A 25762-nucleotide genomic window follows, 5' to 3' on the forward strand; every position below is an offset into this window, starting at 1 on the left:
TCAGGGGATTTGTGATTTTCCCCTGCTCTCCTTTAAAACATCAGCAATGATGTTGCCATTTTGGCATGAATTTAGACATGCCGTAGTTCTTTGAAAATTGTTCTCTATGCTTTCTGTGACAGCGTAAGCAGATGTTGAATCTTGTCGTAAGGCAAGTTGATTTCAATATCAACTCCCGCTGTACGAGGTCTAAATCACTTTCGGGGGCGCAAAAACCGAAAGCAGCCTGCACAGACTGGGACATACGACACGATGTTGTATCTGTCTTTTTTTTATCATGGAGGACACAAATATGGTAATTAATCACAACATGAGTTCTTTGTATGCTAACCGCACTTTGGGCGTTTCTAACGACCAGATGATGGGAAACATCGAGAAACTCAGTTCAGGTCAGCGCATTAACAAAGCTGGCGACGACGCTTCAGGATTGGCAGTATCTGAGAAGATGCGCAGCCAGATCCGCGGATTGAACCAGGCTAACCGAAACATCCAGAATGGTGTTTCATTTATCCAGGCTACAGAAGGATACTTGCAGGAAACTACAGACATCCTCCAGAGAATCCGTGAGCTCGCAGTACAGTCAGCTAACGGTATCTATTCTGACGAAGACCGCATGCAGATTCAGGTAGAAGTTTCACAGCTTGTTGCCGAAGTTGATCGCATTGCTTCACAGGCTCAGTTCAACGGAATGAACATGCTCACAGGTAGCTTCTCTCAGAATTCAGACCGAATTATGCAGTTCCAGATCGGAGCTAATGTTGACCAGAACGAACGTGTATATATCGGCACAATGACTGCTCAGTCACTCGGCCTCAAAGGCGCTCAGGGTTCTGAGGAAGGCATTGGAATCTCTACTCCAGACACAGCTAACATGGCAATTGCTGCTGTTGACGAAGCTCTCAAGAATGTTTCTAAACAGCGTGCAGATCTTGGTGCATACCAGAACCGCTTTGAAATGGCTGCAAATGGCGTAAATGTTGCTGCCGAGAACCTTCAGGCTGCTGAGTCACGCATCCGTGACACAGACATGGCTTCTGAAATGGTTGAATACACAAAGAACCAGATTCTTACACAGTCTGGAACAGCTATGCTCGCACAGGCAAACAGCCAGTCACAGAACGTATTGGCTTTGCTCCGCTAGTTCATAGCACACAATAAAATCGCTTGGATTACGGTCAAAAGAGACTTCTGGATGTTGTCTTTTCGTATGAAAAGCGTAAGAGGAAGAGGTGCGCCCCTTTTCCTCTTTATTTCAGGAGGAACAGCCCATGAATACAATTAATTCAGTCGGGCAGAATTTGGCAATGGATGGCCACTTCAAGTATAACTCCGGAGCAGCAACAGCTGTAAAACCCACTGCTTCACTCAAGCCGGTGGACGTTCCAATGGCAGACGCTGCCCAAGTGGTACAAAACATTACAAATAATCTTGCCCAGGTCAAGGAAGATGCCAAACAACTCCAGCGATTGTCTGATGTCGTTATGGGGCGAAAAGTCCAGTTCAACGTCAATCAGGAATTAAATCAAGTTGTTGTTTCTATCGTTGACCCGTCAACAGATAAAGTCATCAAGGAGATTCCATCCGCAGACTTGCAGAAACTAAAGGTCAGGATACGGAAGACCATCGGTCTTTTGTTTGATGAGATGATTTAATTTTGGTTTTCTGTAATCTGAGGGGATATTACTATGGCTGAAATTGCGATACCTGGAGTCAGCGATAAATATAAAACAAACGATTATATTGACGCGCTGATGAAAAAAGAGCGTATTCCTCTCACTCGTGAGCAGGAATCGCTTGACAGGTACAAAGAACAGCAAGGCGCATGGCGCGGCATGAACCAGAAAATGTCGGCACTGCGTGACAGCACAAAAACACTCTACTCTTTTGAAAATCCCTTTAATAATAAGCTCGCAAATTCATCTGACGAACGTGCGATAACAGCGGATCCAGGCAGAGAGGCGTCTCTGGAATCATTTAAAGTCGATGTCATTCAGGAAGCTACCGCTGACCGTTTTTTATCAGGCGAACTCGATAAAAATTCAAAAGTTCCCAAGGGCACATATACATTTGAAGTCGGTGAAAAGAAAATTTCTTTCAACTGGAAGGGCGGAAAAGTCACAGATTTCGTAAATTCCCTCAACAAACGCGGCTCAAACACACTCAAGGCTTCACTGGTCGGTGTAAGCAACGGAAAATCCGCACTCTCAATCGAATCATTAAAAACCGGCGAGGACAACCTTCTTGTCTTTAAGGATGATGCCCTCACATACGCCCTCGAAAACAAAATAATTGAAAAAAGCAAAAAAGACGTGACTACTTTCGGAGAGTCAATCACAGAATTTGAAAATCCCATTGACGAGGAGTCTCTCGCCAATCCAAAAATACCAGAAGTTGAGCAGAAGGGCATGCCCCCGCTCACAAAAACCTTCGTTGAATTCGACAAGGACACAGGAAAGCTTGTAGTTCCGCCAAGAAGCGGCTTTACGCTCAACATTCCAGAAGAATTCCTTGAAACCAAAAGCGAAGTCTTTGAATTCAGCTATTCAACCCAGCAGGTCGAGGATTTAACCGAAGAACTCAACATCAAGCGCACTACACGCCCGGAATTACCCGAAGCTGGAGACGCTACATTTGAAACAATCACGGTTCTCAACGAACAAAGCGAGACAGACCTGCCTCCGGTTCCGCTGGACCCCCTCACTCCTATTTCCGGCCACGAAGATTTTTACGTCCACAACAAGGACGGAAGCGAAGTCCAGATTCCTACGGCAGGCTTACGAATCGACGAGGAAAGCGGCGAAAAGACAGTCGCCCTCCCCCTTAAAAATTATCCGGATCTTGAAAGCATTGTCGTCCGCAACCGCAACACAGGCACACAGATCAACATTTCTCAGTTCTCAACTTACGATGAAAAAAAGAATCTGGGTTATGCGCCGGTAAATCCAAGTTCAGTTGCCCAGGATGCAATCATAAAATACGAGGGCATCACGATTACCCGCCCTACAAATAAAATCGATGACGTCGTTCCCCATGTCACACTCAACGTAAAGGCGCCCACAAAGGAAACGGCTACGATTGACATAACCAGCGACAAGGAAAGCGCCAAAAATTCTCTGATTGAATTCGTCGGCCGCTACAATCAGGTTCTCGCCGAAATGACCATTCTGAGCGAAAACAAGCCTGAGGTCATCGAGGAACTTGACTATCTTTCAGACGCCGAAAAGGAAGAGGCAGAAAAAAAACTGGGCATGTTCCAGAACGACTTCTCCCTCACAAATGGAAAGTCTTCGCTCAGGGCAATTACCACAGCCAACTACAGATGGTCAGACGAAGCTACAATCACCATGCTCAACCAGATTGGCATTTCAAGCAGGGCTTCAGGCAGCACAGGCGGCTATGTCGCAGGTCAGATGCGCGGCTATCTTGAAATCGACGAGAAAAAGCTTGACTCAGCCCTCGACGAGCATATCGACGAAATCAAAAACCTCTTCGGCTACGATTCTGACGGGGACTTGGTCGTGGACTCAGGCATCGGCTATGCGATTGATAAGCAGCTGACAAGCTGGGTTCAGTCAGGCGGCATAATCGCAAGCAAAAACAGCGGAATCGACACCAAAATCAAGGCATCCGAAGCAAATATCCGCCGTCTTGAAGGTCAGCTCAGCTCAAAAGAAGCAAAATTACGCAATAAATACGGTCAGATGGAAGGCACCCTCAATAACCTCAACGCCCAGTCATCGACAATCAAAAGTTTCGCAAACGGCGGAAAAGCTGAATAAACAAATTCCTGAAAAGTGCCGAAAATATATATTATCGACAAGCCGAGATTATCATGCTATAATAGTAGGAATCGGAAGAGTAAGGATTTTTTATGGAATTTTATGTCAACAACGAAAAACTTGATATTGTTCTCGAAAACGAAAAGACGGTCGGTGACGTATTAAAATCTTTCGAAGCCGAGTGCGCCAAAAATGACGCCACCACAATTCATATCGTCCTCAACGGTAAAAACATCGGAGCGGGCGAATTCGAGTCAATCTTTCAGGAAGCTCTCACCGACAGCACCAAACTTGAACTTACAATCATCACAAAAGGCGAAATTCTTTCATCTTTCCAGGCTCAAAAATTAGAATGTGAGTCACTTTCAAACGAACTGCTAGAACTTTCTGTAAAACTGCAGGGCGGCAAAGACAAGGAAGCAACAGTCCTTATCTCAAAGCTGGCTGATTTTATCGAAAGCTTCTGCCACACGGCAACACTCTCTGCCCTTTTCCAGGACATATACCAGAAACTCACTATCGATGGCAAAAACATCAACGAGTTTTTTCAGGACTTCTCAGGAATCCTCAACGATTTCGAGCAGGCAATCGCATCAAAGGACACAGTCCTCATGGGCGACCTTGCAGAATACGAAATCAGCCCGAGACTTCTTTCAATCGCAAACACAATCAAGGAGCTATAAATGAACAATCTTTCGATTATTCCTCTTCAGACAGGCTCTCCCCTTCAAGCCAGGCTTGACGTAAATGTTTTTTCAATAATCATCATATTGGTCGCAATTATTTTTGTGGTCGGAATCATATATGCAGTCTCAAAGGTCTTTACAAACTACCTCAATTCTCCGGCTTATCTTGAAAAAAAGAAGAACCGCCCCACTTCCGTAAAAGACTTGAACGAGCTTTCCAACCACTGTTCGCTTGTAAAAGAGGAAAAGGACGTTCTCACCTTAATCTGCAGAAACCACAAGACACCTAACATCAAGTACATCGTGCGCGATTACAACACAATGTACGCTCTTTTTAAGGAACAGTTCCAGATTTTCGACCGGGGTAACGATGAAGTCAGCAAGACTCATCTTTTCAGCCTGCAGAAAAAGGTCTTCAAGGTATTCCGCCAGCAGGCCCTCATGAAAAACTCAAAGAACATTTCTGTTGAGACAATCTTTACCCTCACAGTGGCAAAGGGCTTCCATCACAAGCTCAAGCTCACTGAAAACAATTCCGAGGCCATGATTCTTTCCCTGCCTCCATCAATCAAAAAGGAAGAGCTGCCAAAATCGCTTGAAAAGGTCAACTTCATTTTCGAGCTTGAAGACGGCACTCCATATAACGTTGAGACACGAGTTGTCCGCTATCAGGAAGGAAAAGACGGCGAAAACCAGATGGTTGTCGTTCATTCAGACAAGGTTTCTCCTCTCCAGAAGCGAGAACAGGCCCGCGCCGAGCTCAATCTTCCATGCAAATTCCATTCGGTCAAGGTTGCGGTCGAAGGAAGCGGCAAAAAAGAAAAAATCAATTACATTCCTTCAGAAAAAGCTTACGAGGGAATTCTTGAGGATATTTCGACAGGTGGTTGCCGTCTTATCGCTACACTGCCAATCAAAGCAGAACAGCACATTTTTATCGATGGTCCGTTTAACGCAAAGCAAAATGATCAGGCAGTTGGAACGATTGTCCGCACCACAAAGCGAAGTGATGGCATTTACATTCTTCACATTAAGTTCATTAAGATTGATGTGAAAGTCACTAACAGAATCCAGGCAATGGTCTACAAGTTTGATGAATAATCAACTTGACGGATTGCATTTTATAGGTTACTTTAAGATATGCAGGTTTTGGAACTTAATCAGATTGTACCTGACCCAAGCTACATTTATTACCGCCGAAATTACGCGGCTGTAGCCAAGTTGCAGATGCTTTCTAAAACAATTGACATTAAAATCTCTTTCACGATTGAGACAGGACCTCTGGGTGACAAGATGCTCTATGTAGACATCGACCCAGGTGAGGATATCGACTACCCTCTCATTCCAGTAAAATCAGCTCTTAAAACATATATTCTAAAAGCCGATGACGAAGGTGTGCTTCCGTGTCCTTAACATTCCATACATCTTCTGCCGAAGAGACAATTGAACTTGGGAAGAAAATCGGCTCTCTTCTCAAAAAGGGCGACATCATCGCCATGCAGGGAACTCTTGCGGCAGGCAAAACGACAATCACTAAGGGCATTGCCAAGGCTCTTGGCGTAAATGACGAAATCACAAGTCCAACTTTCTGTCTCATTTCCGAATACGAAGGCAAAATGCCCCTCTATCACATGGACGTTTACCGTCTTGAAGGCGGCGAAGACTTCATCAATCTTGGCGTTGAGGATTTAATGTACGGAAACGGAGTCTCGCTCATCGAATGGAGCGAAAAAGTTATGGACGAACTTCCAAAAAAGACTATAATTCTCAGGATAGAACCTGTTGAGGGCACTACAGAGCGAAACATCACTCTTGAAAACTGGCCTCACGGGGAAATCAACTAATTTTTTTCGGGATAAAAATGAAAGCTCTTGTAATTGACGCGGCCGCATCATGCATGCACATCGCCGCAAAAAACGATGATTTTAAAGCAAGCATTTCTCTTGATTTGGGACAAAAGCAGTCTCAGAAACTTCTTCCTTCAATCGACTACATTCTCTCTCAGGTTGAGCTCAAGGCTTCTGAACTTGAATACACTGCCCTTACTTCTGGTCCGGGTACATTCACAGGCCTCCGCCTCGCTTTCTCAGCCCTCAAGGCAATCGAGCTTGCAAACAATGTTCCTGTCTACGGAATTCCAACCCTGGAAGCCTACGCATATCCCTACACTTCTTTTGAAGGTCAGGTCGTAAGCGTAATCGACGCCAAAAAAGACCAGTTCTTCGCTTGTGTTTACGAAAACGGCAAGACTGTAATGGAAGCGGCTGACACAAGCGCAGAATTCGTTGCATCAAAACTCGACAAGTCAAAAAAGATTCTTCTCGCAGGTCCTGATGCAGCTCTTTTCGCTGAGGAACTTAAAAAGATTTCTTCTGACTTCAATCTTATCGTCTACCCGTCACAGCCATGCCCGACAGACTCGCTTTTTGCAATCGCAGAATCTATGATTGAGCAAAAAAAAGAGCCGCTCGCAGACTACGACGGCCCTGTTTACCTCAGAAAATCCGAGGCTGAAATAAAGCTGGAACAATCAGCTAACTAAGAAGATTTGCCAGTGCGTCCAGGGCTGTTGAACCCAATGCGGCTTCACGGTTCTGGCGCTGGATGTCATCATAAACTTCCTGGCGGAAGACCTTTACGTTTTTTGGCGCATCGACACCGATTTTTACCTGATCGCCTGAGATTCCGATAATCTGAATAGAAATATCGTTACCGATTTTGATTTTCTCATCAACTTTTCTTGACAATATCAGCATTATTTTGCCCCCCTCGCTTTGAGAGCCTTGATGATATTGTATTTTGTCGTCCACTTTGTGTCGGCAAGAATAATCTGAAGGGCAAGATTGTTTTTCTTGTTGATTACGACAGGTCCCTGAAGGTTTGCAGTTACAGGTCCGCCATCGCTTGGAACAGTGACGATTGCCCAGACGATTACGTCAGCGGCTGACTCAACGTCAATTTCCGAGAGAGTCTTGTCGTCAACATCAAGCTCGTAATTTTCTGCAATTATGAAAGGGTCTACGATAAGAAAGGCAAGTCCTGACTCATCAAGAGACTGCATCCAGTAGAAAGGCTTGTATTCCGATTCTATCAGTGCGTATTTGTGAAAATCTTCAAATCCAAGGACACCGTTAGGAAATTCGATGATGTTCTTTTCATCGACCGTAACGGTTCCCATAGTTTTAGTCTTAACTTCCATGATTTTACCTCATATAGTTCAGCAATGTTGAAGAATACATTTTGCCGGCTGTTGAAAGGGTTGCGTTCTGTGTGTATTCCAGCATTTTTTCGTCCGTGATTGCCTTGGTCAAGTCCAAGTCCCCTTCACGGGAAATCTGACCTGTAACGTTGAGGGCAACTGCTGAATTTCGGGTCATGTCGTTCTGAAGGCGCTCATACTCGCTTCCAGATTTTGCAACTCGGGTAACGAGGGTGTTGATTCCGGCATCAAGGCTTGCAAGAACGCGTCCGCCGATTGCTTCTCCGTCACCTGCAAACATTGCGTCACGAAGGGCGATTACTGTATCGAAAAGAGAGCCGCCTGAAACACGGACTGAATCTCCGATATTGTAAGGAGGATGCTGGCTTGAATCCTTGATGATTCCAAGTTCGTTCAAGGCTGAGCCTGAGACGTCCTCGAGCCAGAGCTGGCGTGCATCAGTTGTAGTAAGGTTGAGGCCGTGGGTAATGGGGTCCAGGGAAGCCTTTACAGCTGCCCCGCTCGCATTGATTTTTGAAACAAGGGAATAAACATTGTCGCCTGTCTCAACGACGATTTTCTGACCGTCAACTGAAATCACTGAATCATTCTGAGCCTGCCATTCGCGGGCATCACGTCCGCCGAAAAGGCGCTGGTTTTCAGCCCAGAAAATGCGGTTTCCTGCAGATTCAACGGCAATGTATTTGTTTTCATCAACTTCGACAAGATTCTGGTCAATTGTTCCGTTGTAGTGAACGGCTGAAATCAAAGGAACTGTCGAGCCTTCAATTGCGCCCATGTCAACGTCAAAGGCGCGGATATTTGAATTGGTTCCCGCAAAAAGGGAATTTCCGTCCGGAGAGACAGCATTTGCGTTCTGAATCAGTTCGCCCAAAAGCTCGTTAACCTCTACAGCCATGTTGCGCATGTCTTCCTTTGTGTAAACACCGTTTGCGCCGGTAACTGCAAGCTCACGAACCCGCTGCATGATTTCAAGTGAATTGGTCATGTAGCCCTCGCGGTAAAGGTATTGGTCGCTCAAAGTTGTAGCGTTTTTCTCAAAATTGTTTACGCGTGTAAGGTAAGACTGATATTTTACAAGGTGGCCTGCAGCAATAGGATCATCGCGCAGGGAAGAAATGCGTGACTGGGTGCCAATCTGATGGTCAATCTTGGCACGCTTCACTTCCTGTCTGCGGAGATTATACTGTGTCTGGTTATTGTTCAGCTGTGAACTGATTCTTGTCGGCATAACTTAATCCTCCATGATTAGTTTAAGATTTATACACCAAGTCTGTTGATTACAGTGTCGAGCATCTGGTCGATTACTGAAACGAACTTTGCAGCTGCATTGTAGCCGTGCTGGAATTTGATGATTTCAGCAAGTTCTTCGTCGATGTTTACGCCAGAGATTGAATCACGCAGGTTACGAAGGTCGTCCATGATTGCGTTCTGGCTCAGCATGTTCATCTCAGCCTGCTCGCCCTTCAAACCGACGTTTGTAACGGAATTAGCAAAGTAGTCGTCGAAAGTGCGGTCTTTTCCAATCATTACGTTTGTATTGCGGATTGAGGCAATTTCTACGGCTGCGCGGGCGTCACCAATCATCGATTTGCCCTGATTGTTCGGATATGCAGCTGCAACGCTCAAAACGTCGCCTTTGACTGCATCGTTTACTGCAATGTATCCTGCTGGATTCAAAACAGGAGCTACTGCAAATTCACCGCGGAGGGAATTGACTGCATCTGCCTGGGCAAAATCATACGCATTCTCTGCCCCGCTTCCCTGAAGGATTCCAGAGTAAGAAGCCAGGAACATTCCAGAATCCTCAACGTGGCGGATTACGAAATCAGGATTTTCCATTGCGCTTGAAGTTGTTGCCTTCAATACAAGGCGGTTTTCACGGTCAAGATAAGCCTTAACCTCGCCGTCTGAATCATTGATTCTTGCAACTACTTCTTCGATTGTATCTGTAGCGTGGTAAGGAACATTTACGTTTCCGCTCTTTCCTGAGAAAGTCATTGTTCCTTCAAGCCCGACTTTTTCCTGTGGATTGAGGGCGTTTGTTCCAGTGAATCTGAAAATGTATGAGTGATCGTCAACTCCGTCACCGTTGCGGTCGTAATTTCCGTTTACGCTTGTTACGAAAGGATGCTGAACGAAGAAATCAAGGCCTGTAACGTTGTTCATGCCGATTCCGTTACGGTGAACGTCGTTTACAAGGTCAGCAAAGTTCATTGTGACTGTATTGAGGGTCTGAACTTCATTGCGGATGTCAACGTCGCGCAATTCAATCAAGGCACCCAAAGTACCGCCTGAAACCTGAACTGTATTTTTTGTGTCAGACCAGATTACGCGGCTGTAGCCGTTGTTGTCAGTCATCGGCTCAACTTCAAAATTGCGTGCTACATGTCCCTGAACAAGGATGTTTCCCTCAAGGTGAATCATGAATTCATCGTTGTCGCGTGTATCTGTCGTGATGTTTGCAAGACCAGAAAGTTTTTCAACGAGCAGGTCGCGGCGGTCAAGAAGGTCGTTTGGATTGTCGCCCATTGCCTTTACCTTGACGATTTCGCCATTGATTTCAGCAATCTGCTTTGTGATTGTGTTGATCTGCTTTACTGTAGCTTCGATGTCGCCGTTAATCAGGTTTCCGATGCCGCTCAAAGCCGTGTATCGCTGCTGGATGCTTTCGGCAAGAGTCTCACCGCGTGTAACGACAGCCTGGCGGGCAGCCTGACTTTCAGGATAAACAGAAAGTTCCTGCCAGCTCTGCCAGTATTTATCCATATTGGTGCGGATTGAGATTTCATCAGGCTCATTGTAAACCTGCTCAATCATCGTGTAGTATTTTTCTCGTGTAGTCCAGTAAGTTTCCTGATTTGACTGGGCAACGATTCTCTGGTCAAGGAGTTCGTCGCGGAGGCGGTTGATTGATTCAACAGAGCTTCCCTGTCCGACCTGTCCCGGGCGCTCTTCGCGTGTCAAATCCGGGCGGTAAAGAGGGTCAAAAGTCTTAATCTGAACGCGCTGTCGTGAATATCCCTCTGTATCGGCGTTGGAAATATTGTGACCGGCCGTATTGATCTGTGTCGAGTGAGCCATGAGGCTTCTTTTACCAATCTCAATCGCTGCGAATGAATTTGCCATTTTTCACATCTCCTCTATATAAATGCTGTTTTTACCTATATCATCTGGTTGAGGACTACACTGCTCAACTCAGGCTTTACAATCTGCCCCTTGCTTGAATACAGGACATTCCTTCTCTGAGGAACAACCGAATCAAACACGCCCTGCAGGAATTTGCGAGTGGTGGCAATGTATTCATTAAGAACCTTATTTTCCACCTTTGATTTCTGCAGCTTTCCCCTAACCTCGCTCAAAACCGGCGAGATTTCGACGTCGCTTGCCATATCGATGTTGGCGCTCAAGGCAGTACGCTTTTCCTCAAGCTCCACGAACTGGTCGCTCAAAGTCTGGAGATTATCAACATTTCTGTTCAGAGCATCCCAGTCCTTATCGCGCACGCAGTTATGAAGAAGCGTCTGCTGCTCCAGAATTTTATCCAGAAGAGCGCTTTCTTCCTGCATTACAGAAACAAGGTTCTCTTTATGTGCAATAATTTCAGAATCACCGTTCTGCTCAATCTTTTCTTCCATGGAAATCCCCAAATAGATTTATTCTCTTTGATTATCGGAATCTGAAAAAATTTTATTAGAATTAATTGAATTTTCAGGGAGGGAATTTTTTACGGGGAAGCTGAAGGTGCCGGTACTGATTTTAAGGGAAGACGAAAAAGCCTGCCGGGGAGAAAGATTGTGTAAATCCTAAAAAAAGCGGATTCTTCCCGGCAGGCTGTAATGAGTTGTGCTGTTAGAGATAAAAGTTATCTGAGTTTCTTATAACCGTAAACTGCAGTATCTCCAAGCTCTTCTTCGATTCGGATAAGCTGGTTGTACTTTGCCATGCGGTCTGTGCGGCTCATGGAACCAGTCTTGATCTGTCCTGAGTTTGTTGCAACTGCGATATCGGCAATTGTTGTATCTTCTGTTTCGCCTGAGCGGTGTGAAGTTACAGTTGTGTAGCCGTGGCGGTGAGCCATTTCGATTGCTTCGAGAGTCTCTGTGAGGGATCCAATCTGATTTACCTTGATAAGGATGGCGTTTCCTGCTCCCATCTTGATTCCCTTTTCGAGGAATTTTACGTTCGTTACAAAGAGGTCGTCGCCTACGAGCTGGCAGCGGTCACCGATTTTTGCAGTGAGCTTTTTCCAACCTTCCCAGTCGTTTTCGTCCAGGCCGTCTTCGATTGAGTCAATCGGATATTTTGTAATCAGCTCTTCAAGGTAAGCAATCTGCTCGTCGTCAGAAAGGCATTTTCCGTTCGGATCTTTTGGTGTTCCGTTAGAAAGTTCCTTGTAGTTGTAGAAGAATTTTCCGTCTTTCTCTACGCTGAACTCAGAAGCGGCACAGTCCATTGCGATTTTTATGTCTTCACCAGGTTTGTAGCCTGCGTCTTTAATTGCCTGAACGATTGAATCGAGCGCGTCATTGATTCCGTTGAATTTTGGAGCGAATCCGCCCTCATCGCCAACAGCCGTTGAAAGTCCGCGACCTTTGAGTAATTTTGCAAGAGCATGGAAAACTTCTGCTCCCATTCTGATTGCTTCTTTTTCTGATTTTGCACCGACCGGGCGGATCATGAATTCCTGGAAGGCAATCGGGGCATCTGAGTGAGCGCCGCCGTTGATGATGTTCATCATTGGAACAGGAAGAACGTGTGCGTTGGCTCCGCCGATATAGCGGTAAAGAGGAATATTGAGTGCTTTTGCGGCTGCCTGAGCGGTTGCAAGTGAGACTCCAAGAATTGCGTTAGCACCCAGCTTTGATTTTGTAGGAGTTCCGTCAAGGGCGAGCATTTTCATGTCGATTGCGCGCTGTTCAAAAACATTGTCGCCTTTGAGGGCTGGGGCGATGATTTTATTTACGTTTTCAACGGCTTTAAGAACGCCCTTTCCGCCGTAGCGAGATTTGTCTCCGTCGCGAAGTTCAAGAGCCTCGTTTTCGCCTGTAGAAGCTCCACTTGGAACTGCGGCACGGCCGAGAACGCCGTTTTCAAGAATTACATCCACTTCGACAGTTGGATTTCCGCGTGAATCGATAATTTCACGGCCGACAACATTGCTGATTGCAAGTTTATTCAACATTTTTAAACCTCCAGAAATTTCAAAAAACATGCAAGCCTGCCGTCATTAATTTTTACACTGCAGAAGTGGTTTTGTGAAAATCATGGTCCGGCAAAACTTGCATTTGTATCACAATGTGGCTAGTATTGTGATAGTTAGCAATAACTAACCACAGTTAATCTACAATTTTTTTTGGGTGATGTCAATCGGGAAAAGAAGATTTAGTTAATTTTGGTTATATATTGCTAACCTTTTTAATATTTCTATAATATCATTATTAAAAAAAGTAAGGCGCCTAAAAGACTTCTTCCAGTTCATTGAGCATCGAAAGAATTTTCTTGCGGCTTTCGTCTTTACCGTCAAAATGCTGGGCTTCCTTTGCAAGGTTTGCGAAAAACTCTTGCATTGGAAGAAGTTTCTTCACCGGCACTTTTTCGGGGTAATATTCAATCAGAACGCTTCCTGTAAGAAAATTATTCTCAATGTTTTTGATGGCATCACTTTTCTGAAGGATTGAGCGTGCTTTTTCAACCAAATCCGCTTCCTTGAAAATTGGTGCCCTTAGCCGAACACGGCCAGGAAAAAAACTTGTAATCATAAAATCGTCCTAATCTAGAATATTTTCCATTGCCTTCACACTGATTCCGACTGTAACCGAATTGTGAAGGATTGCGGCAAGCTGTGGTGAAATCAAGCCGAACACACCGAGCAGAAGTAAAGCAGAATTTACTTCTATTATAAAGGCATTGTTTTGGTTGATTTTTTGAATCAGTCCTTGTGCCAGCATACGCGTTGTTGCCACATTGTTCAAACCGCCTTCGGTCAGTACTATGTCAGCCGTGTCACTTGCGATTGACGAACTTCCTTCGATCGCAATTCCTACGTCCGCCGCACTCAAAGCCGGAGCATCGTTAATTCCGTCACCGAGCATGATTACCTTTCCTGCTTTCTTTTCCTTTTCTATCAGGCGGACTTTATCTTCGGGCAAAGCCTGCGAATAATATCCGTCAAGGCCTGCACTTTCAGCGATTTTTTTTGCAGCTCCCTCAGTGTCACCTGTAATCATCACACAGCGGAGGATTCCAGTCTTTTTCAGGTTTTCGATGACTTCACGGGCTTCAGGCCGCATAGGATCTCCGACTGCAAGAACGCCGGCAAGTTCTCCATCGTATGAAAGGTACAGAAGAGACTGTCCGGACTTTGCGGATTCCTGCTGAATCTGCGTAACTTTATCGTCAAACGAAATTTTTTCGTCATCAAAGATAAAATGCGCGCTTCCAATCCTGACCTTTTTATCGTTCAAAGTCGATGCGATTCCGTGCGCAACAATATACTCGACTTTTGTGTGATTTTCCGGATGGAAAAGACCTTTTTCTTCGGCATGGGCAACGACGGCACGACCGAGTGGATGCGGAAAATGCTCTTCAAGGCAGGCCGCAGTCTGCAAGACAAAATCCTCGCCAAAATCTTTCATCGCATAGATTTTTTCAACTTTCGGGTTTGCGTATGTGAGCGTACCGGTTTTGTCAAAAATGATTGTTGTCGCTTCAGCTGCTTCTTCAAGATACTTTCCGCCCTTTACGCTGATTCCTCGTCCTGCGGCTTCTTTCATGGCTGAAAGAACTGCAATCGGTGCGGCAAGTTTCATTGCACACGAATAATCGACCATCAGCGTTGACATGGTCTTTGTGAGGTTTCTTGTGAAAAGCCATGTAAGACCGGCAAGGGCAAAATTAAGCGGAACGATTTTTTCTGCAAGATTTTCTGAGCGTCGCTGAACATTTGCCTTGAGATTCTGTGAGTTGTCAATCATCTGAATGATGTTTTGAACTTTTGTATCCCGGCCTGTAGAACGCGTTCTGATTACAAGTTCCCCTTCGCTTAAAATCGTTCCTGCAAAAACACCACTTCCAGCCTTTTTTTCAACGGGAAGCGACTCTCCCGTGATGCTTGCCTGATTGACCATTCCTTCGCCATTTTCAACAGTCCCGTCACATGGAATCATGCTGCCTTCACGGACAATGACCAGATCGTCTTTTTTGAGGGCTTCGGCAGGAATTGTTTTTTCTTCTCCGTCCTCAAGAATATGCACGGGTTCGTCTGAAATCAGGAGTTTGTGTGCAAGATTTCCGTAAGAAACACGCTTTGTGACTTCCTCAATTTCCTCACCAAGAGTCAAAAGCATGGAGATTGAGCTTGCCGTATTTGTGTTTCCAGTGAAAGCCGCCGTTGTAAGGGCTGTGGCATCAAGCATCTGCGTGCTGAAAATCTTTCCATGTCTGAAGCACATTCCAAAAGCAGAACCAAGACGTGGAATAATATTCATGAAAAGCATAAAACGCCTGAGCGGGATTGGGAGCAGTTTTTTTGCAAAATGATTTATCATCGTGCTAACAAAAATGCTCATTATGCTTTCGGTAATCGGAATTTGTGCTACGGCTTCAAGCAGTTTCTCGTCCTCAAGATATTTAGGACCAAGAGCTTTAAAAAGATTTTCGATTTCTGCCTGTGAAATTACGGATAAATCAAACAGAATAAGATAGGAGCCGATGTTCGTGTTCACGGAAATGTCTGTGATTCCTTCCTGAACAGCGATAAGGCTTTGTGCGAGGATTGCCTGCCGGGGAGAAATTTCATGCAAATTGTAATGAATGCGGATTCTCCCAGGCAAGGCATGATGAATTGTGACTGTCACGGATTATGCCTTTGCTTGCTCAGCCTTTTTCTGGTTGTTGTATTTTGCCTCGGCAACGATGTCCTGCGCATCTTCTTTTACAGATTCAGCGAAAGCACATGCATCATCCTTAAGCTGAAGGCCTTTTCCGACTACAGCAGCACAGGCTTTTTTGAAAGCCGGATTTTTTACCAATGCAACAGCAGCAACACCAGCCGCAACACCAACACCAAAGGCAACCCATTTGTTTGAAAATGCCATGATTTTGACCTCGAAATAAAAGATATAGCAGTGTTATATAACATTGTTATATAACACTGCTATTGTAATAAATGAAGCTTTATCAGTCAATAAAAATCAATAATCTGGATTTAATTAAGTTTCAGCACGCACTGCCAGCCAGCTTCGTAAAAGTCATGAAGTTCTTCGGCACATTTTTTCCCTTTTTCAAAGGGAATGTCGTGGACGATAAGCTCGAAAAGTGCGGAATATTCACCGGAAATAATCGTATGTTCAAGAGTGGGGTCGAATGCAAAAGGCTTGTAGCCTTGATGTTCCATTTCCATATAAAAAACATGAGTGATTTCAATTTCAACTTCGACAAGTTCATGAATGAAATTTTCAAATTCAGTTCCTTCACTCGCATTTAAAATCAGGCGGAAGGCTTCTTTGTGTTCCCAGGCATATTCGTAAATGTGAACCATCCCGTGTTTAGAATAGGAAGCCATATTATCAGCCCATTCGTTTTTGGGAATTGCCATGAATTTTGCAACCTCAGCCTTAAAGAAACTCAAAATGTAATCCGCGTGAGTTTTTACCAGAGCCGAAAAAAGTTCTTCCTTGCTTTTGTAATAGCCATAAAATGCGCCAGTTGTTACACCTGCCTTTTTAACGATTTCTCGAAGGGATGCACCCCGGAAACCTTTTTCCAAAAATTCAGCCGCCGCTATCTCATGGATTTTTTGCAAAGTATTTTCTGCCATAAGGGAAATTATAGGACATGAATTTAATCTTGACAACAATTTAACGGAAGCTAAAGGTTTTAGACCATTCTTCTTCTTGACAAAGATATAACAGTGTTATAAATAATAATTGTTAGTCTTTTCTAACTTATATAAACAAAGTATTACAAGCTAATAAACTTATGAACGTCAATAAAAAAATCATTCTAGGCGGAAAAGAAGTCAGTCTTCGCATCGATGACATTGAAGGAAAAAATACTTTTCCTGAATTCTTAGGCTCAATCAACATCGATTCAAAAAAAGAACGCGAAAATATCCTCTACCGAAGCTGGAACATCCAGTTTTCAAAAAGCATTGATGCCGAAGAAGTTGACAATTGCGGAAATGACGAAGTGCAGATTATGTTCAACATCAATCAGGACATAAGCTGGTACGTTCATAACAAGCAGAAAGGAAATGAACTTGCCAGGCCTGTCGAGGAAATCAAAATGTCAAGCGGGGAAGTCTGCGTTTTCAGGAACAACGACTATCACACAGGAATGAATTATTCGGCGAACACGAATTTCAAATTCAAAAGCATGCAGATGCCGACTTCCTTTTTCAGGCAGCTTCTTTCAAAATACTTTTCTGACAAAGACATTCACGAGCTTGAAAGCCAGTTCTTAACCCATGTAACAAAAACAGCGATAACAGGCGAAATGTACAGAATTCTTTCTGAAATAGACACTTCCGAGCGATTTAAGGAATACGAGGGAGTCTATCTTGAAGGAAAAATGATTGAACTTACAGCTCTTGTGCTTTACGGCATCGCCTACAACAAAACTGAGAAGATAAAGCGTAAATCTCTTCCGAACAAAAATGACATCGAGCGGATTGAAGCCTTACGGGAAAACATTCAAAGAAAACCGTCCCAGGATTATGATGCAGAGTCCGTAGCCCAGGAACTTGGAATGAGCATAAGCAAGCTGAACCGCAATTTCCGCACTCTTTACGGCACTTCCCTTCACGCCTATGTCCAGGAAAAAAGGCTTGAATACGCGGCCCACCTTATAAAAGAACACAATTTTTCAGTCTCTGAGGCGGCGGTTAAATCAGGCTACAACAACATGAGTCATTTTGCAGTCGCATTCTCAAAGCAATTCGGCATTCTGCCAAAAGATTTTTCAAAACAGCAGGACTAGTCCCCCACATAAAATGAGCGAAAACCGTTAAAAATATGTCGGCTTTTGGTAGAGGGGAAGGAAGGAAAGAAGTAGATTTTTATAGTTAGCAAATTCTAACAAATGTTAAAAAATACTTCTTTAGGGGGATTTTATGAAAGTTTCTAAAATCAACATATTCTTCCGTAGGCTTGGAGAAGCACAGATTCGCTGGAGGTGGCTCTGCCTTGCCGTCCTTTTTGCCGTAACGATAGTCTGTCTTTCAGGAATGAGGAAATTCCGTTCCGAAAGCAACAATCAGGACTGGATTGTAAACGGCAGTGACATTCAGGTAAATTCCGACCACTTCAAGGAAATCTTCGGAAATGACGAGTACGTTCTTGTTCTCGTTCAGGCAGAGGATGTCTTTGCACATGACCTTCTTTCAATGATAAGCCGTCTCGGTGACAAACTCGAAAGTCAGGTTCCCTTTGCAGACAAGGTTACATCCCTCACAACAGTTTCGATTCCAATCGGAACTGAGGGCGGTCTTGAAGTAAAAAGCCCTTTTGACGACGGGATTCCTTCTGATTCTGAAGAACTTTCGCGGATTAAGTCATTCATAATGAGCCGTGAATCAATCGTAAACAACCTCGTTTCTGATGATGCGAAGGAAACCTGGGTAATTTTAAAGCTTCACCCCTTCAATAACGAAAGCGAAGATGTCGTAACTGTCGGTCATGCGGCGGAAAAAGTTATCATGAGCGAAGAATTCCAGAGTGGAGAATGGAGTTTAAAGCCAATCGGAAGTGCATACACCACTGCCGAGAAAATGGATACCGTCGGTCATGATTTTTCAATCCGAATCATGCTCGGATTTTTAACAATGCTCATCTGTTTAATTATTTTTGTGCGTTCATTCAGGGGCGTTATCGTTCCTTTCATCGCGACAATGTTCGGAATCGGCTCAGTATTTGGCTTTACGGCGCTTCTCAACATTCCTGCCGACTCTGACGTAATGTCGCTTCCGGTTCTTCTGGGAATGGCTCTTTCAATCGGCTATGCCCTTCACTACATCAATGCCTTCAAGCTGCACTTCCGCCGAACCGGTAAGCGCAAGGAATCCGTAATCTGCGCGGTCGAAGAATCCGGCTGGCCGGTTCTCTTTACTGTCATTACGACCGTAGTTTCTCTTCTTTCCTTTATGTTCGCCTGCATCCGTCCTATGGTCTGGCTGGGAGCTGTTTCCGCGGCAGTAGTTTTCATGGTCTACATTTACGTCGTCGTCCTGATTCCGATTTTCATGAGTTTCGGCAAGGACAGGAAACCTGGTAAAGCCCTGCCCAGCCAGTCAACAAAAGCCGACAGAATCTTTGAAAAGTTCGGCAGCCACATCGTCAAGAGAAGTCCGCTTGTCGCCATTCTTTCCTTTGTCGTGATTGCAGTCTGCATTCCGGGACTTTTGAAAATGGAAGTCAATATGGATTACCTTAAATTCATGGGAAACAAGGTTCCATTCGTACACAGGATTGAAGAAATTCTGGAGACAAAAATCGGAAACCTCTACAGCTACGACGTGATGATTGAATTTGAAGAAGAAGACGCGTTTAAAGATCCGAAAAACATGCTGGCCCTTGATGAGCTTGAAGGGGAACTGGGAAAGCTTCAGATGACAAAAATTTCAGGCGGAAAGCCCCGCGTAAAGTCAATTACGAGAATGGTCAAGGAAATGTACCGCGTTCTAAATGAGGATAAGGCTGAATTCTACACGATTCCAAATGACCGCGACATGCTCACACAGCTTCTTTTCTTCTACGAGATTTCAGATTCAAGTTCCCTTTATGACGATTTGACTGAAACCTACAATGCAGCTCACGTTCATGTTGAAATTTCAGATTACAACGCAAACATCATTGTGGACGACATAGAAAAAGCTGAGGCAAGCGCAAAAAGGCTTTTCCCGGATGCAAAGGTCGCGGTAGTCGGTACGGTTGCAGAAAATGCGGCGATGAACAGCACGATTGTTACCAGCGAGCTTAAATCTTTCGGTTCTTCTTTCGTGATGATTGCCATCCTGCTCATAATCGTCTTTGCAAGTCTTCGCGGCGGCCTGATTGCGATGATTCCAAACCTTGCTCCTGTCCTTCTGATTGGAGCCGTCATGGGTTACGCAAAAATGCCTCTTGATGAAGTCACTATGATGATTATGCCAATGATTCTTGGAATCGCGGTCGATGATACGATTCACTTTTCAAACCACATCAAGTACAAGCTTGAGGGCGGAAAGACTTATTCGCAAGCACTTGCAGAAACTTTCCGTGAAATCGGCAAGACCATGGGAACAACGACCTTTATTCTTTGCGCAATGTTCCTCATGTACTGCTTCAGCCCGATTACGGCTATGTTCAGAATCGGCCTGCTTTCAATCGTAGGTCTCGGTTCTGCCCTGATTGCCGACTACACCCTCACACCAGCTTTAATCTGCATAACAAAACCGTTTGGAAAGAAATAAATGTAATGGAGGTAAAAAAGATGAAAAAAAGTTTAATTACAAAGTTTGCAAGTGCACTTCTTCTGGTTGCTGGAAGCCTCTGCATCGCCGAGGAACTTACAGGCTACGAAATCGCAAGACGCGCTGACTCTGTTGACGAGGGAAAAACTTCGTCCTACACAGCTACGATGACCCTCACGAACAAAAAGGGAGCCACACGCACACGGGAAATCTTCATGCGCTCAAAAGATTACGGCAACGTAAAGAAAAACGTGATTGTATTTACAATGCCAAAGGATGTTTCCGGGGTCGCATACCTTTCATTTGACTATCCTGACGGTGAAGACGGGGTTAAGCCAGATTCAGACAACTGGCTTTACATGCCTGCGATGAAAAAGGTCCGCCGGATTTCAGGAAGCAGCAAGGACGATGACTTCATGGGCTCAGACTTCACCTACTCCGACATGGGCGACCGCGGCCTTACAAAAGACACATTCAACCTGCTCGGCTCGGAAACTGTCGATGGTTTTGACTGCTGGAAAGTCGAATTCATCGCAAAGGACAAGTCAGAAAAAACACAGAGGCGAATTCTCTGGTTCAGAAAGGACAACTACAAGACCGTCAAGGGTGAATACTACGACAGGCAGAACGTCCTCACCAGAGAACTCACCTGCTCTGGCATAAAGCAAATCGACGGAATCTGGACTACAGAAAAAATGTTCATGAAAAACGTCATTACAGCTCATTCCACCCTGCTCGAAATGAAGGACACTAAATACAACATGAGTCTGGACGACAATTTGTTCACGGTCAACACGATTGAGAGGGGAAATTTGAGATAGAAGTCGAACCTGCCTCAGGCAATCCACAGGGATTAATTATGAAAGCAAAAAAAGTTATATCCGTTATTTTTCAATTTTTAATTTTCATTTTTCCATTTTCCGCCCTCGACTACTCCCCGGAAGGAAGCATTGAAAGCCTCTGGGCTGCCGGACTTCCGAATGCACACGACAATGCAGGAAAATTCCTCGTCGGAAATATAACAGCCTCAGGCTCTCTTAAAGTCTACGGCGAGGAAAGTACGGCATTCGTCGACGGTGAAGTCACAAGCGATGCGCTTAAAGACAATGAGCTGTCCTTCAAGCTCAGGGAAGCATGGGCGGATTACGACGATGGCTTTTGGGCTTTGCGGGCTGGAAGGCAGATTAACGCATGGGGAAAGGCTGACGGTCTTCAGGTGGCGGACATTCTCTGCCCCAAGGACAATTCAGTTCTGATTGCAAGCGAATATGCTGATTCAAGACTTGGAATCGATGCAATCCGTCTCAGTCTTAAAGGAGAGAACCTTGTCTGCGATGCTTACTGGATTCCGATTTCCCAGGTTGCAAAAAATGCCGAAGCCTCGCTTGAGCACAGCGAAGCAGCTGTCCGGCTGGCCTCATATTTTCCATTCGCGGATTTTTCAATCTACGGATTTTATGGCTATGACCGCCAGCCCCTTCCAATTCTTTCCGATAGCAGCAAAAAAATTGCAATGGTGGGAGCGGACACGGCTATTCCTGTTAAGGAAATCGTCCTCCGTGCAGAAGGAGCATTCTTTCCAGAACGATATTCCCAAAAAAATCAGCTTGTCGCGCTCGCAGGCTTTGACTGGAATTCTTCGCTAATAACGATAACTGCCCAGTATTACATGGACTATCTTACAGGCGATTTGGAAAACTTCGGACGGAAAGCATATCTTCATCAGGCAAGTCTGAGCCTTTCAAAATCCTTCCTGCAGGATACGCTCAAATTTTCATTTTCAGGTCTGCTGGGACTTAATGATTTTGACAGCATGCTCTCCTTCAAGGGCGAGTACAGCATTACAGACCAGCTCTGCCTGACTTTAGGCTCGGACATTTTCATGAAGGGACCAGACAAAGACAAGAATGGCTTTTACGGTGCCTACCAGGATTTCAGTTCAGCATACATAAAAGCAGAATTTAAATTTTAAAAGGAGAATAAAATGGCAGAAAAAAAACGTACAAACCAAAAAAAATCCCTTCTATCGTGGATTTTTACCTTTGCGGGCGAAAAAAAGCCCATGTACTGGGCAAGCGTCTTCTTTGCAGTCCTCTGCGTTGCATGCGCCCTCGCACCTTACGTCATCATCGCGGATATCGTAAGAAAGCTTCTTGAGGGAGTTCGTGACTGGAATGTCTACCTTCGTGAAGCCGGAATTACCGCCGCATTCTGGGTGGGAAACGCTGTCTTCCACATGATTTCTACGACTCTGAGCCATGTCGCAACCTTCAACCTGCTTGCAAACATCAGGAAAAAGCTCTGCGACAAGCTTGCCCGCGTTCCTCTCGGAGCCGTCCTCGACCTTCCTTCGGGCACCCTCAAAAACATCCTTATCGAGCGCATCGACAGCATGGAGACGACTTTAGCCCACATCGTCCCGGAATGGACCAGCAATCTTCTGCTGCCCCTCGTGATGTTCGTCTATCTTTTCCACATCGACGCCCGCATGGGATTTGCCTCGCTGATTACCCTTCCAATCGGCATGATTGCTTCCTGCTTCATGATGCGAAACATGACTGAACGTTTTCAGAACGCAATCGACAAAACAAAAATCCTGAATGACACGGCGGTCGAATACATCAACGGAATCGAAGTCATCAAAGCATTCGGAAAATCAAAGTCATCTTACGAAAAATTCGTCGTGGCAGCAAAAGAAGGCTCTGACTGTTATGTTGAATGGATGCGCGACTGCATCTGGCCTTTCACAATCGCCTTTGTAATCGCCCCTTCTACACTTCTCGCAGTCCTTCCAATCGGCGGATATTTCTTCCTGACCGGAAGCCTTTCTGCCGTAAACTTCATCACAATCATCATCCTTTCGATGAGCGTTATTCAGCCCCTTCTTGTAGTCTATTCTTACCACGATGACATCGCAAAAGCCGGGGTAATTTTCGGTGAGGTCGGCGGAATCCTCTACATGAAGGAACTTGAGCGCCCGGAAAGCGACAGGAAAAAGCCAGGCGACAACTCAATCGAACTCAAAGACGTGAGATTCAGCTACCACAAAAACATTGAGGGAGAAAGCAAAAAAGAAATTTTGCACGGCATAAATCTTTCACTTCCTTCAGGCTCTTACACAGCCCTTGTCGGCCCCAGCGGCAGCGGAAAGTCAACGATTGCCCGTCTTATTGCTTCTCTCTGGGACACAGATTCAGGCTCAGTCGAAATCGGCGGCATAAATATCCGCGACCTTTCACTCGAAGAATACAACCGCCGGGTCGCATACGTCAGCCAGGATAACTTCCTCTTTGACCTGAGCGTGCGGGAAAACATCCGTCTCGGAAAACCGGAAGCAACGGACAAAGAAGTCGAAGAAATCGCCAGAAAAAGCGGCTGCTATGACTTCATCATGAGCCTTGAAAAGGGCTTTGACACAATCGTCGGTGGAAGCGGAGCACATTTGAGCGGCGGTGAGCGGCAGAGAATCGCAATTGCCCGGGCAATGATGAAAAACGCCCCGATTGTAATTCTTGACGAGGCAACGGCTTACACAGATCCTGAAAACGAGGCAATAATCCAGGAAGGAGTCGCTCATCTTGTAAAAGGAAAGACTCTGATTGTAATCGCCCACAAGCTTTCGACAATTCAGGATGCGGACAAAATCGTCGTCATAAAGGACGGTCTTGTTGATTCAGAAGGAAAACACGAAGAACTTCTCGCAAAGGGCGGACTTTACAAATCAATGTGGGAAGCACACATTTCATCAAAAGACAGTGGGGAGGCAGCATAATGTTTGAAATTTTACAAAGATTCTTTAATTTCTGCGACAAAGAAAATCGCCGCAAATTTCACCTTGCAATGATAATCGGCGTAGTCAATTCATTTTTCATGGCACTGAGGATTGCCGCCGTTGCCGTAATGATTTCTGGAATAATCAGAAGCCTAAAGGACGGAGTTCCATTCACGGCAAACACAATATGGCTTTCGCTCGGAATCATGTCATTCAGCCTGCTCGGTGCAATCATAACAAAAAAGAACATGAGCATGTGGCAGACCGAAGGCGGCTACAGGACGGCCGCGAACAAACGCATAGAAATCGCCGAACATCTGCGCTACATTCCCATGGGCTACTTCAACGAAAACTCGCTGGGACAGATTACATCAGTCACCACAAACACTATGGAGCTTTTGGGAGACGTTGCCACCAGAGCCGTAATGCTCGTAATGCAGGGACTTTTAGACTCAGCCCTCATCATCGCCATGATTTTCTTCTTCGACTGGCGGATTGCCCTGATTGCCCTTGCAGGCTTTGCCCTTTTCCAGTTCGTAAACATTTTCATGCGCCTTTCAGTCCGCTCTATTTCGGTTCAAAAAGACAAGGCTGACACGGCACAGGTTTCAAAAATCCTCGAATACATTCAGGGAATCGCCGAAGTCCGCGCCTACAACATCACGGGTCCGCGCCGCACCGAACTCAACGCCATAATCGACCACTGCAAGAGAACATTCATCAAAATGGAACTGCACTGTATCCCCTTTGCCTGCATCCAGAGCATAATCGCAAAGCTTGCGGGAGTTGCAATAATGATTGCTTCGATTTTCTTTTATTTGAACGGCACCATGCTCCTTTCAAACTGCGCCGTAATGCTGATTTGTTCCTTCATGCTTTTTGGCGCAATGGAATCTGGCGGCAACTATTCGGCACTCCTTCGCGTAATCGACATAGCGGTAAAAAAAGCAGAAGCAATTCTCAATGTTCCGATGATGAGTATAGATGGTAGCGAGCGGCCTGTGGAACAGGCAAAAACAGTCCAGTGGACTGTTTTTAGCGAGTCTCCGAGCAGCTATGCTGCGAAGGCGGAAGTGAGCAAGGAGACAGAGAGCGTCCTGAATCTTTCTGCATCAAACATTTCCTTTGCCTACGACAAAAAGAAAATCATCGACGGCGTTTCGCTTACAATTCCTGAAAAGAGCACGACAGCAATCGTGGGGCCTTCTGGCGGTGGAAAGACAACACTCTGTCACCTTCTTGCCCGCTTCTGGGACGTTGATTCAGGCGAAGTCACGCTTGCAGGAAAAAATATCCGCGATTACGACATGGACAACCTGATGGTAAACTTCAGCTTCGTATTCCAGAATGTCTACCTCTTCCACGATACAATCGCAAACAACATCCGCTTTGGCGAGCCTGATGCCCCGATGGAAAAAGTCATCGAAGCCGCAAAAAAAGCTTGCTGCCACGAATTCATTTCGGCTCTTCCCAACGGCTACGACACAGTTATTGGCGAAGGTGGAGCAAGCCTTTCTGGCGGCGAAAAGCAGCGAATCTCAATCGCCCGCGCAATCATGAAAGACGCTCCGATTATCATCCTCGATGAAGCAACGGCAAATGTTGACCCTGAGAACGAGCGCGATTTAATGGAAGCCGTTCGTGAACTTACCCGCGAAAAAACGGTAATCATGATTGCACACCGGCTCAAAACAGTCCGCAACGCTGACCAGATTATCGTAATCGACAAAGGCAAAATCGCTGAGCAGGGAAAGCACGACGAGCTTATAAAAATGAACGGAATCTACGCACGATTCATAGATTCACGAAAGAAAGCTGTCAGCTGGAAACTGTAAAAATTAAAAAAAAATCCAG

At 45.2% G+C, this 25762-nt stretch carries 24 protein-coding genes; 14 read left to right on the plus strand and 10 right to left on the minus strand.

Annotated features, from left to right (window positions below):
* Positions 1-292 precede the first annotated feature (292 nt).
* The 8 genes from HNP76_RS03620 (at position 293) to tsaB (ending at position 7007) form a co-directional block, all read left to right on the plus strand.
* Entirely contained in the window at positions 293-1141 is an 849-nt protein-coding gene (locus HNP76_RS03620; protein WP_184657596.1) for a flagellin N-terminal helical domain-containing protein, read from the plus strand.
* A 127-nt stretch (positions 1142-1268) separates the two neighbouring features.
* Positions 1269-1652, plus strand: a complete 384-nt coding sequence (locus HNP76_RS03625) for a flagellar protein FlaG (protein WP_184657598.1) — start codon at positions 1269-1271, stop codon at positions 1650-1652.
* Between the two features lie 33 nt (positions 1653-1685).
* Positions 1686-3779 carry a flagellar filament capping protein FliD gene (fliD, locus tag HNP76_RS03630; protein WP_184657600.1) on the plus strand — a complete coding sequence of 698 codons (2094 nt, stop codon included), beginning with the start codon at positions 1686-1688 and terminating at the stop codon, positions 3777-3779.
* Between the two features lie 92 nt (positions 3780-3871).
* Positions 3872-4462, plus strand: a complete 591-nt coding sequence (locus HNP76_RS03635; protein ID WP_184657602.1) for a DUF8042 domain-containing protein — start codon at positions 3872-3874, stop codon at positions 4460-4462.
* On the plus strand, positions 4463-5566 hold the full coding sequence (locus tag HNP76_RS03640) for a PilZ domain-containing protein (protein WP_184657604.1): 1104 nt from the start codon (positions 4463-4465) through the stop codon (positions 5564-5566).
* A 39-nt stretch (positions 5567-5605) separates the two neighbouring features.
* Positions 5606-5878, plus strand: a complete 273-nt coding sequence (locus HNP76_RS03645; RefSeq protein WP_184657606.1) for a hypothetical protein — start codon at positions 5606-5608, stop codon at positions 5876-5878.
* Positions 5869-6309, plus strand: coding sequence for a tRNA (adenosine(37)-N6)-threonylcarbamoyltransferase complex ATPase subunit type 1 TsaE (gene tsaE, locus HNP76_RS03650; RefSeq protein ID WP_184657608.1), 441 nt, complete (start codon positions 5869-5871; stop codon positions 6307-6309). Before HNP76_RS03645 ends, tsaE begins: the two co-directional genes overlap by 10 nt.
* Positions 6310-6326: 17 nt before the next feature.
* Positions 6327-7007 carry a tRNA (adenosine(37)-N6)-threonylcarbamoyltransferase complex dimerization subunit type 1 TsaB gene (tsaB, locus tag HNP76_RS03655; protein WP_184657610.1) on the plus strand — a complete coding sequence of 227 codons (681 nt, stop codon included), beginning with the start codon at positions 6327-6329 and terminating at the stop codon, positions 7005-7007.
* Here tsaB and csrA read toward each other — a convergent pair.
* From csrA to HNP76_RS03705, 10 genes are all read right to left on the minus strand, one after another.
* On the minus strand, positions 7000-7221 hold the full coding sequence (gene csrA / locus HNP76_RS03660) for a carbon storage regulator CsrA (RefSeq protein WP_184657612.1): 222 nt from the start codon (positions 7219-7221) through the stop codon (positions 7000-7002). The two genes, tsaB and csrA, sit on opposite strands and share 8 nt — an antisense overlap.
* On the minus strand, positions 7221-7664 hold the full coding sequence (fliW, locus tag HNP76_RS03665) for a flagellar assembly protein FliW (protein WP_184657614.1): 444 nt from the start codon (positions 7662-7664) through the stop codon (positions 7221-7223). Before fliW ends, csrA begins: the two co-directional genes overlap by 1 nt.
* A gap of 4 nt (positions 7665-7668) precedes the next feature.
* Positions 7669-8916 carry a flagellar hook-associated protein 3 gene (locus HNP76_RS03670; protein ID WP_184657616.1) on the minus strand — a complete coding sequence of 416 codons (1248 nt, stop codon included), beginning with the start codon at positions 8914-8916 and terminating at the stop codon, positions 7669-7671.
* Between the two features lie 29 nt (positions 8917-8945).
* Entirely contained in the window at positions 8946-10814 is a 1869-nt protein-coding gene (flgK, locus tag HNP76_RS03675; protein ID WP_184657618.1) for a flagellar hook-associated protein FlgK, read from the minus strand.
* A 35-nt stretch (positions 10815-10849) separates the two neighbouring features.
* Positions 10850-11323, minus strand: a complete 474-nt coding sequence (locus tag HNP76_RS03680; RefSeq protein ID WP_184657620.1) for a hypothetical protein — start codon at positions 11321-11323, stop codon at positions 10850-10852.
* Between the two features lie 227 nt (positions 11324-11550).
* A complete protein-coding gene (gene eno, locus HNP76_RS03685) occupies positions 11551-12870 on the minus strand; it encodes a phosphopyruvate hydratase (protein WP_184657622.1) in 1320 nt (439 codons plus the stop codon).
* 274 nt (positions 12871-13144) lie between these two features.
* Positions 13145-13447: an HMA2 domain-containing protein gene (locus HNP76_RS03690; protein WP_184657624.1), complete on the minus strand. Its 303-nt coding sequence runs from the start codon at positions 13445-13447 to the stop codon at positions 13145-13147.
* A 9-nt stretch (positions 13448-13456) separates the two neighbouring features.
* A complete protein-coding gene (locus HNP76_RS03695; protein WP_184657626.1) occupies positions 13457-15544 on the minus strand; it encodes a heavy metal translocating P-type ATPase in 2088 nt (695 codons plus the stop codon).
* Between the two features lie 3 nt (positions 15545-15547).
* Positions 15548-15784, minus strand: a complete 237-nt coding sequence (locus tag HNP76_RS03700; RefSeq protein WP_184657628.1) for a hypothetical protein — start codon at positions 15782-15784, stop codon at positions 15548-15550.
* Positions 15785-15894: 110 nt separating this feature from the next.
* Positions 15895-16506, minus strand: coding sequence for a TetR/AcrR family transcriptional regulator (locus HNP76_RS03705; RefSeq protein ID WP_184657630.1), 612 nt, complete (start codon positions 16504-16506; stop codon positions 15895-15897).
* Between the two features lie 161 nt (positions 16507-16667).
* Here HNP76_RS03705 and HNP76_RS03710 point away from each other — a divergent pair, with 161 nt between their 5' ends.
* The 6 genes from HNP76_RS03710 to HNP76_RS03735 all read left to right on the plus strand — a co-directional run bounded on the left by HNP76_RS03710 (position 16668) and on the right by HNP76_RS03735 (position 25743).
* Complete coding sequence (locus HNP76_RS03710; RefSeq protein ID WP_184657631.1) at positions 16668-17666, plus strand: AraC family transcriptional regulator; 999 nt, start codon at positions 16668-16670, stop codon at positions 17664-17666.
* Positions 17667-17799: 133 nt separating this feature from the next.
* Positions 17800-20136 (plus strand): efflux RND transporter permease subunit, encoded by a 2337-nt coding sequence (locus HNP76_RS03715; RefSeq protein ID WP_184657633.1) that lies wholly within the window; start codon positions 17800-17802, stop codon positions 20134-20136.
* 20 nt (positions 20137-20156) lie between these two features.
* Positions 20157-20957: an outer membrane lipoprotein-sorting protein gene (locus HNP76_RS03720; protein ID WP_184657635.1), complete on the plus strand. Its 801-nt coding sequence runs from the start codon at positions 20157-20159 to the stop codon at positions 20955-20957.
* A 38-nt stretch (positions 20958-20995) separates the two neighbouring features.
* Positions 20996-22108 (plus strand): DUF1302 domain-containing protein, encoded by a 1113-nt coding sequence (locus HNP76_RS03725; protein ID WP_184657637.1) that lies wholly within the window; start codon positions 20996-20998, stop codon positions 22106-22108.
* A gap of 12 nt (positions 22109-22120) precedes the next feature.
* On the plus strand, positions 22121-23908 hold the full coding sequence (locus tag HNP76_RS03730) for an ABC transporter ATP-binding protein (RefSeq protein WP_184657639.1): 1788 nt from the start codon (positions 22121-22123) through the stop codon (positions 23906-23908).
* Complete coding sequence (locus HNP76_RS03735) at positions 23908-25743, plus strand: ABC transporter ATP-binding protein (protein ID WP_184657641.1); 1836 nt, start codon at positions 23908-23910, stop codon at positions 25741-25743. The genes HNP76_RS03730 and HNP76_RS03735 overlap by 1 nt, the downstream gene beginning before the upstream one ends.
* Positions 25744-25762 lie beyond the last annotated feature (19 nt).

This window comes from Treponema ruminis (assembly GCF_014201975.1).
GTDB classification, from domain to species: domain Bacteria; phylum Spirochaetota; class Spirochaetia; order Treponematales; family Treponemataceae; genus Treponema_D; species Treponema_D ruminis.

What these genes read in the sequence shown, in the direction of transcription:
- HNP76_RS03620 (WP_184657596.1), top strand. Translation starts at nt 293, where the DNA reads ATGGTAATTAATCACAACATGAGTTCTTTGTATGCTAACCGCACTTTG.
- HNP76_RS03625 (WP_184657598.1), top strand. Translation starts at nt 1,269, where the DNA reads ATGAATACAATTAATTCAGTCGGGCAGAATTTGGCAATGGATGGCCAC.
- fliD (WP_184657600.1), top strand. Translation starts at nt 1,686, where the DNA reads ATGGCTGAAATTGCGATACCTGGAGTCAGCGATAAATATAAAACAAAC.
- HNP76_RS03635 (WP_184657602.1), top strand. Translation starts at nt 3,872, where the DNA reads ATGGAATTTTATGTCAACAACGAAAAACTTGATATTGTTCTCGAAAAC.
- HNP76_RS03640 (WP_184657604.1), top strand. Translation starts at nt 4,463, where the DNA reads ATGAACAATCTTTCGATTATTCCTCTTCAGACAGGCTCTCCCCTTCAA.
- HNP76_RS03645 (WP_184657606.1), top strand. Translation starts at nt 5,606, where the DNA reads ATGCAGGTTTTGGAACTTAATCAGATTGTACCTGACCCAAGCTACATT.
- tsaB (WP_184657610.1), top strand. Translation starts at nt 6,327, where the DNA reads ATGAAAGCTCTTGTAATTGACGCGGCCGCATCATGCATGCACATCGCC.
- csrA (WP_184657612.1), bottom strand. Translation starts at nt 7,221, where the DNA reads ATGCTGATATTGTCAAGAAAAGTTGATGAGAAAATCAAAATCGGTAAC.
- fliW (WP_184657614.1), bottom strand. Translation starts at nt 7,664, where the DNA reads ATGGAAGTTAAGACTAAAACTATGGGAACCGTTACGGTCGATGAAAAG.
- HNP76_RS03670 (WP_184657616.1), bottom strand. Translation starts at nt 8,916, where the DNA reads ATGCCGACAAGAATCAGTTCACAGCTGAACAATAACCAGACACAGTAT.
- flgK (WP_184657618.1), bottom strand. Translation starts at nt 10,814, where the DNA reads ATGGCAAATTCATTCGCAGCGATTGAGATTGGTAAAAGAAGCCTCATG.
- HNP76_RS03680 (WP_184657620.1), bottom strand. Translation starts at nt 11,323, where the DNA reads ATGGAAGAAAAGATTGAGCAGAACGGTGATTCTGAAATTATTGCACAT.
- eno (WP_184657622.1), bottom strand. Translation starts at nt 12,870, where the DNA reads ATGTTGAATAAACTTGCAATCAGCAATGTTGTCGGCCGTGAAATTATC.
- HNP76_RS03690 (WP_184657624.1), bottom strand. Translation starts at nt 13,447, where the DNA reads ATGATTACAAGTTTTTTTCCTGGCCGTGTTCGGCTAAGGGCACCAATT.
- HNP76_RS03700 (WP_184657628.1), bottom strand. Translation starts at nt 15,784, where the DNA reads ATGGCATTTTCAAACAAATGGGTTGCCTTTGGTGTTGGTGTTGCGGCT.
- HNP76_RS03705 (WP_184657630.1), bottom strand. Translation starts at nt 16,506, where the DNA reads ATGGCAGAAAATACTTTGCAAAAAATCCATGAGATAGCGGCGGCTGAA.
- HNP76_RS03710 (WP_184657631.1), top strand. Translation starts at nt 16,668, where the DNA reads ATGAACGTCAATAAAAAAATCATTCTAGGCGGAAAAGAAGTCAGTCTT.
- HNP76_RS03715 (WP_184657633.1), top strand. Translation starts at nt 17,800, where the DNA reads ATGAAAGTTTCTAAAATCAACATATTCTTCCGTAGGCTTGGAGAAGCA.
- HNP76_RS03720 (WP_184657635.1), top strand. Translation starts at nt 20,157, where the DNA reads ATGAAAAAAAGTTTAATTACAAAGTTTGCAAGTGCACTTCTTCTGGTT.
- HNP76_RS03725 (WP_184657637.1), top strand. Translation starts at nt 20,996, where the DNA reads ATGAAAGCAAAAAAAGTTATATCCGTTATTTTTCAATTTTTAATTTTC.
- HNP76_RS03730 (WP_184657639.1), top strand. Translation starts at nt 22,121, where the DNA reads ATGGCAGAAAAAAAACGTACAAACCAAAAAAAATCCCTTCTATCGTGG.
- HNP76_RS03735 (WP_184657641.1), top strand. Translation starts at nt 23,908, where the DNA reads ATGTTTGAAATTTTACAAAGATTCTTTAATTTCTGCGACAAAGAAAAT.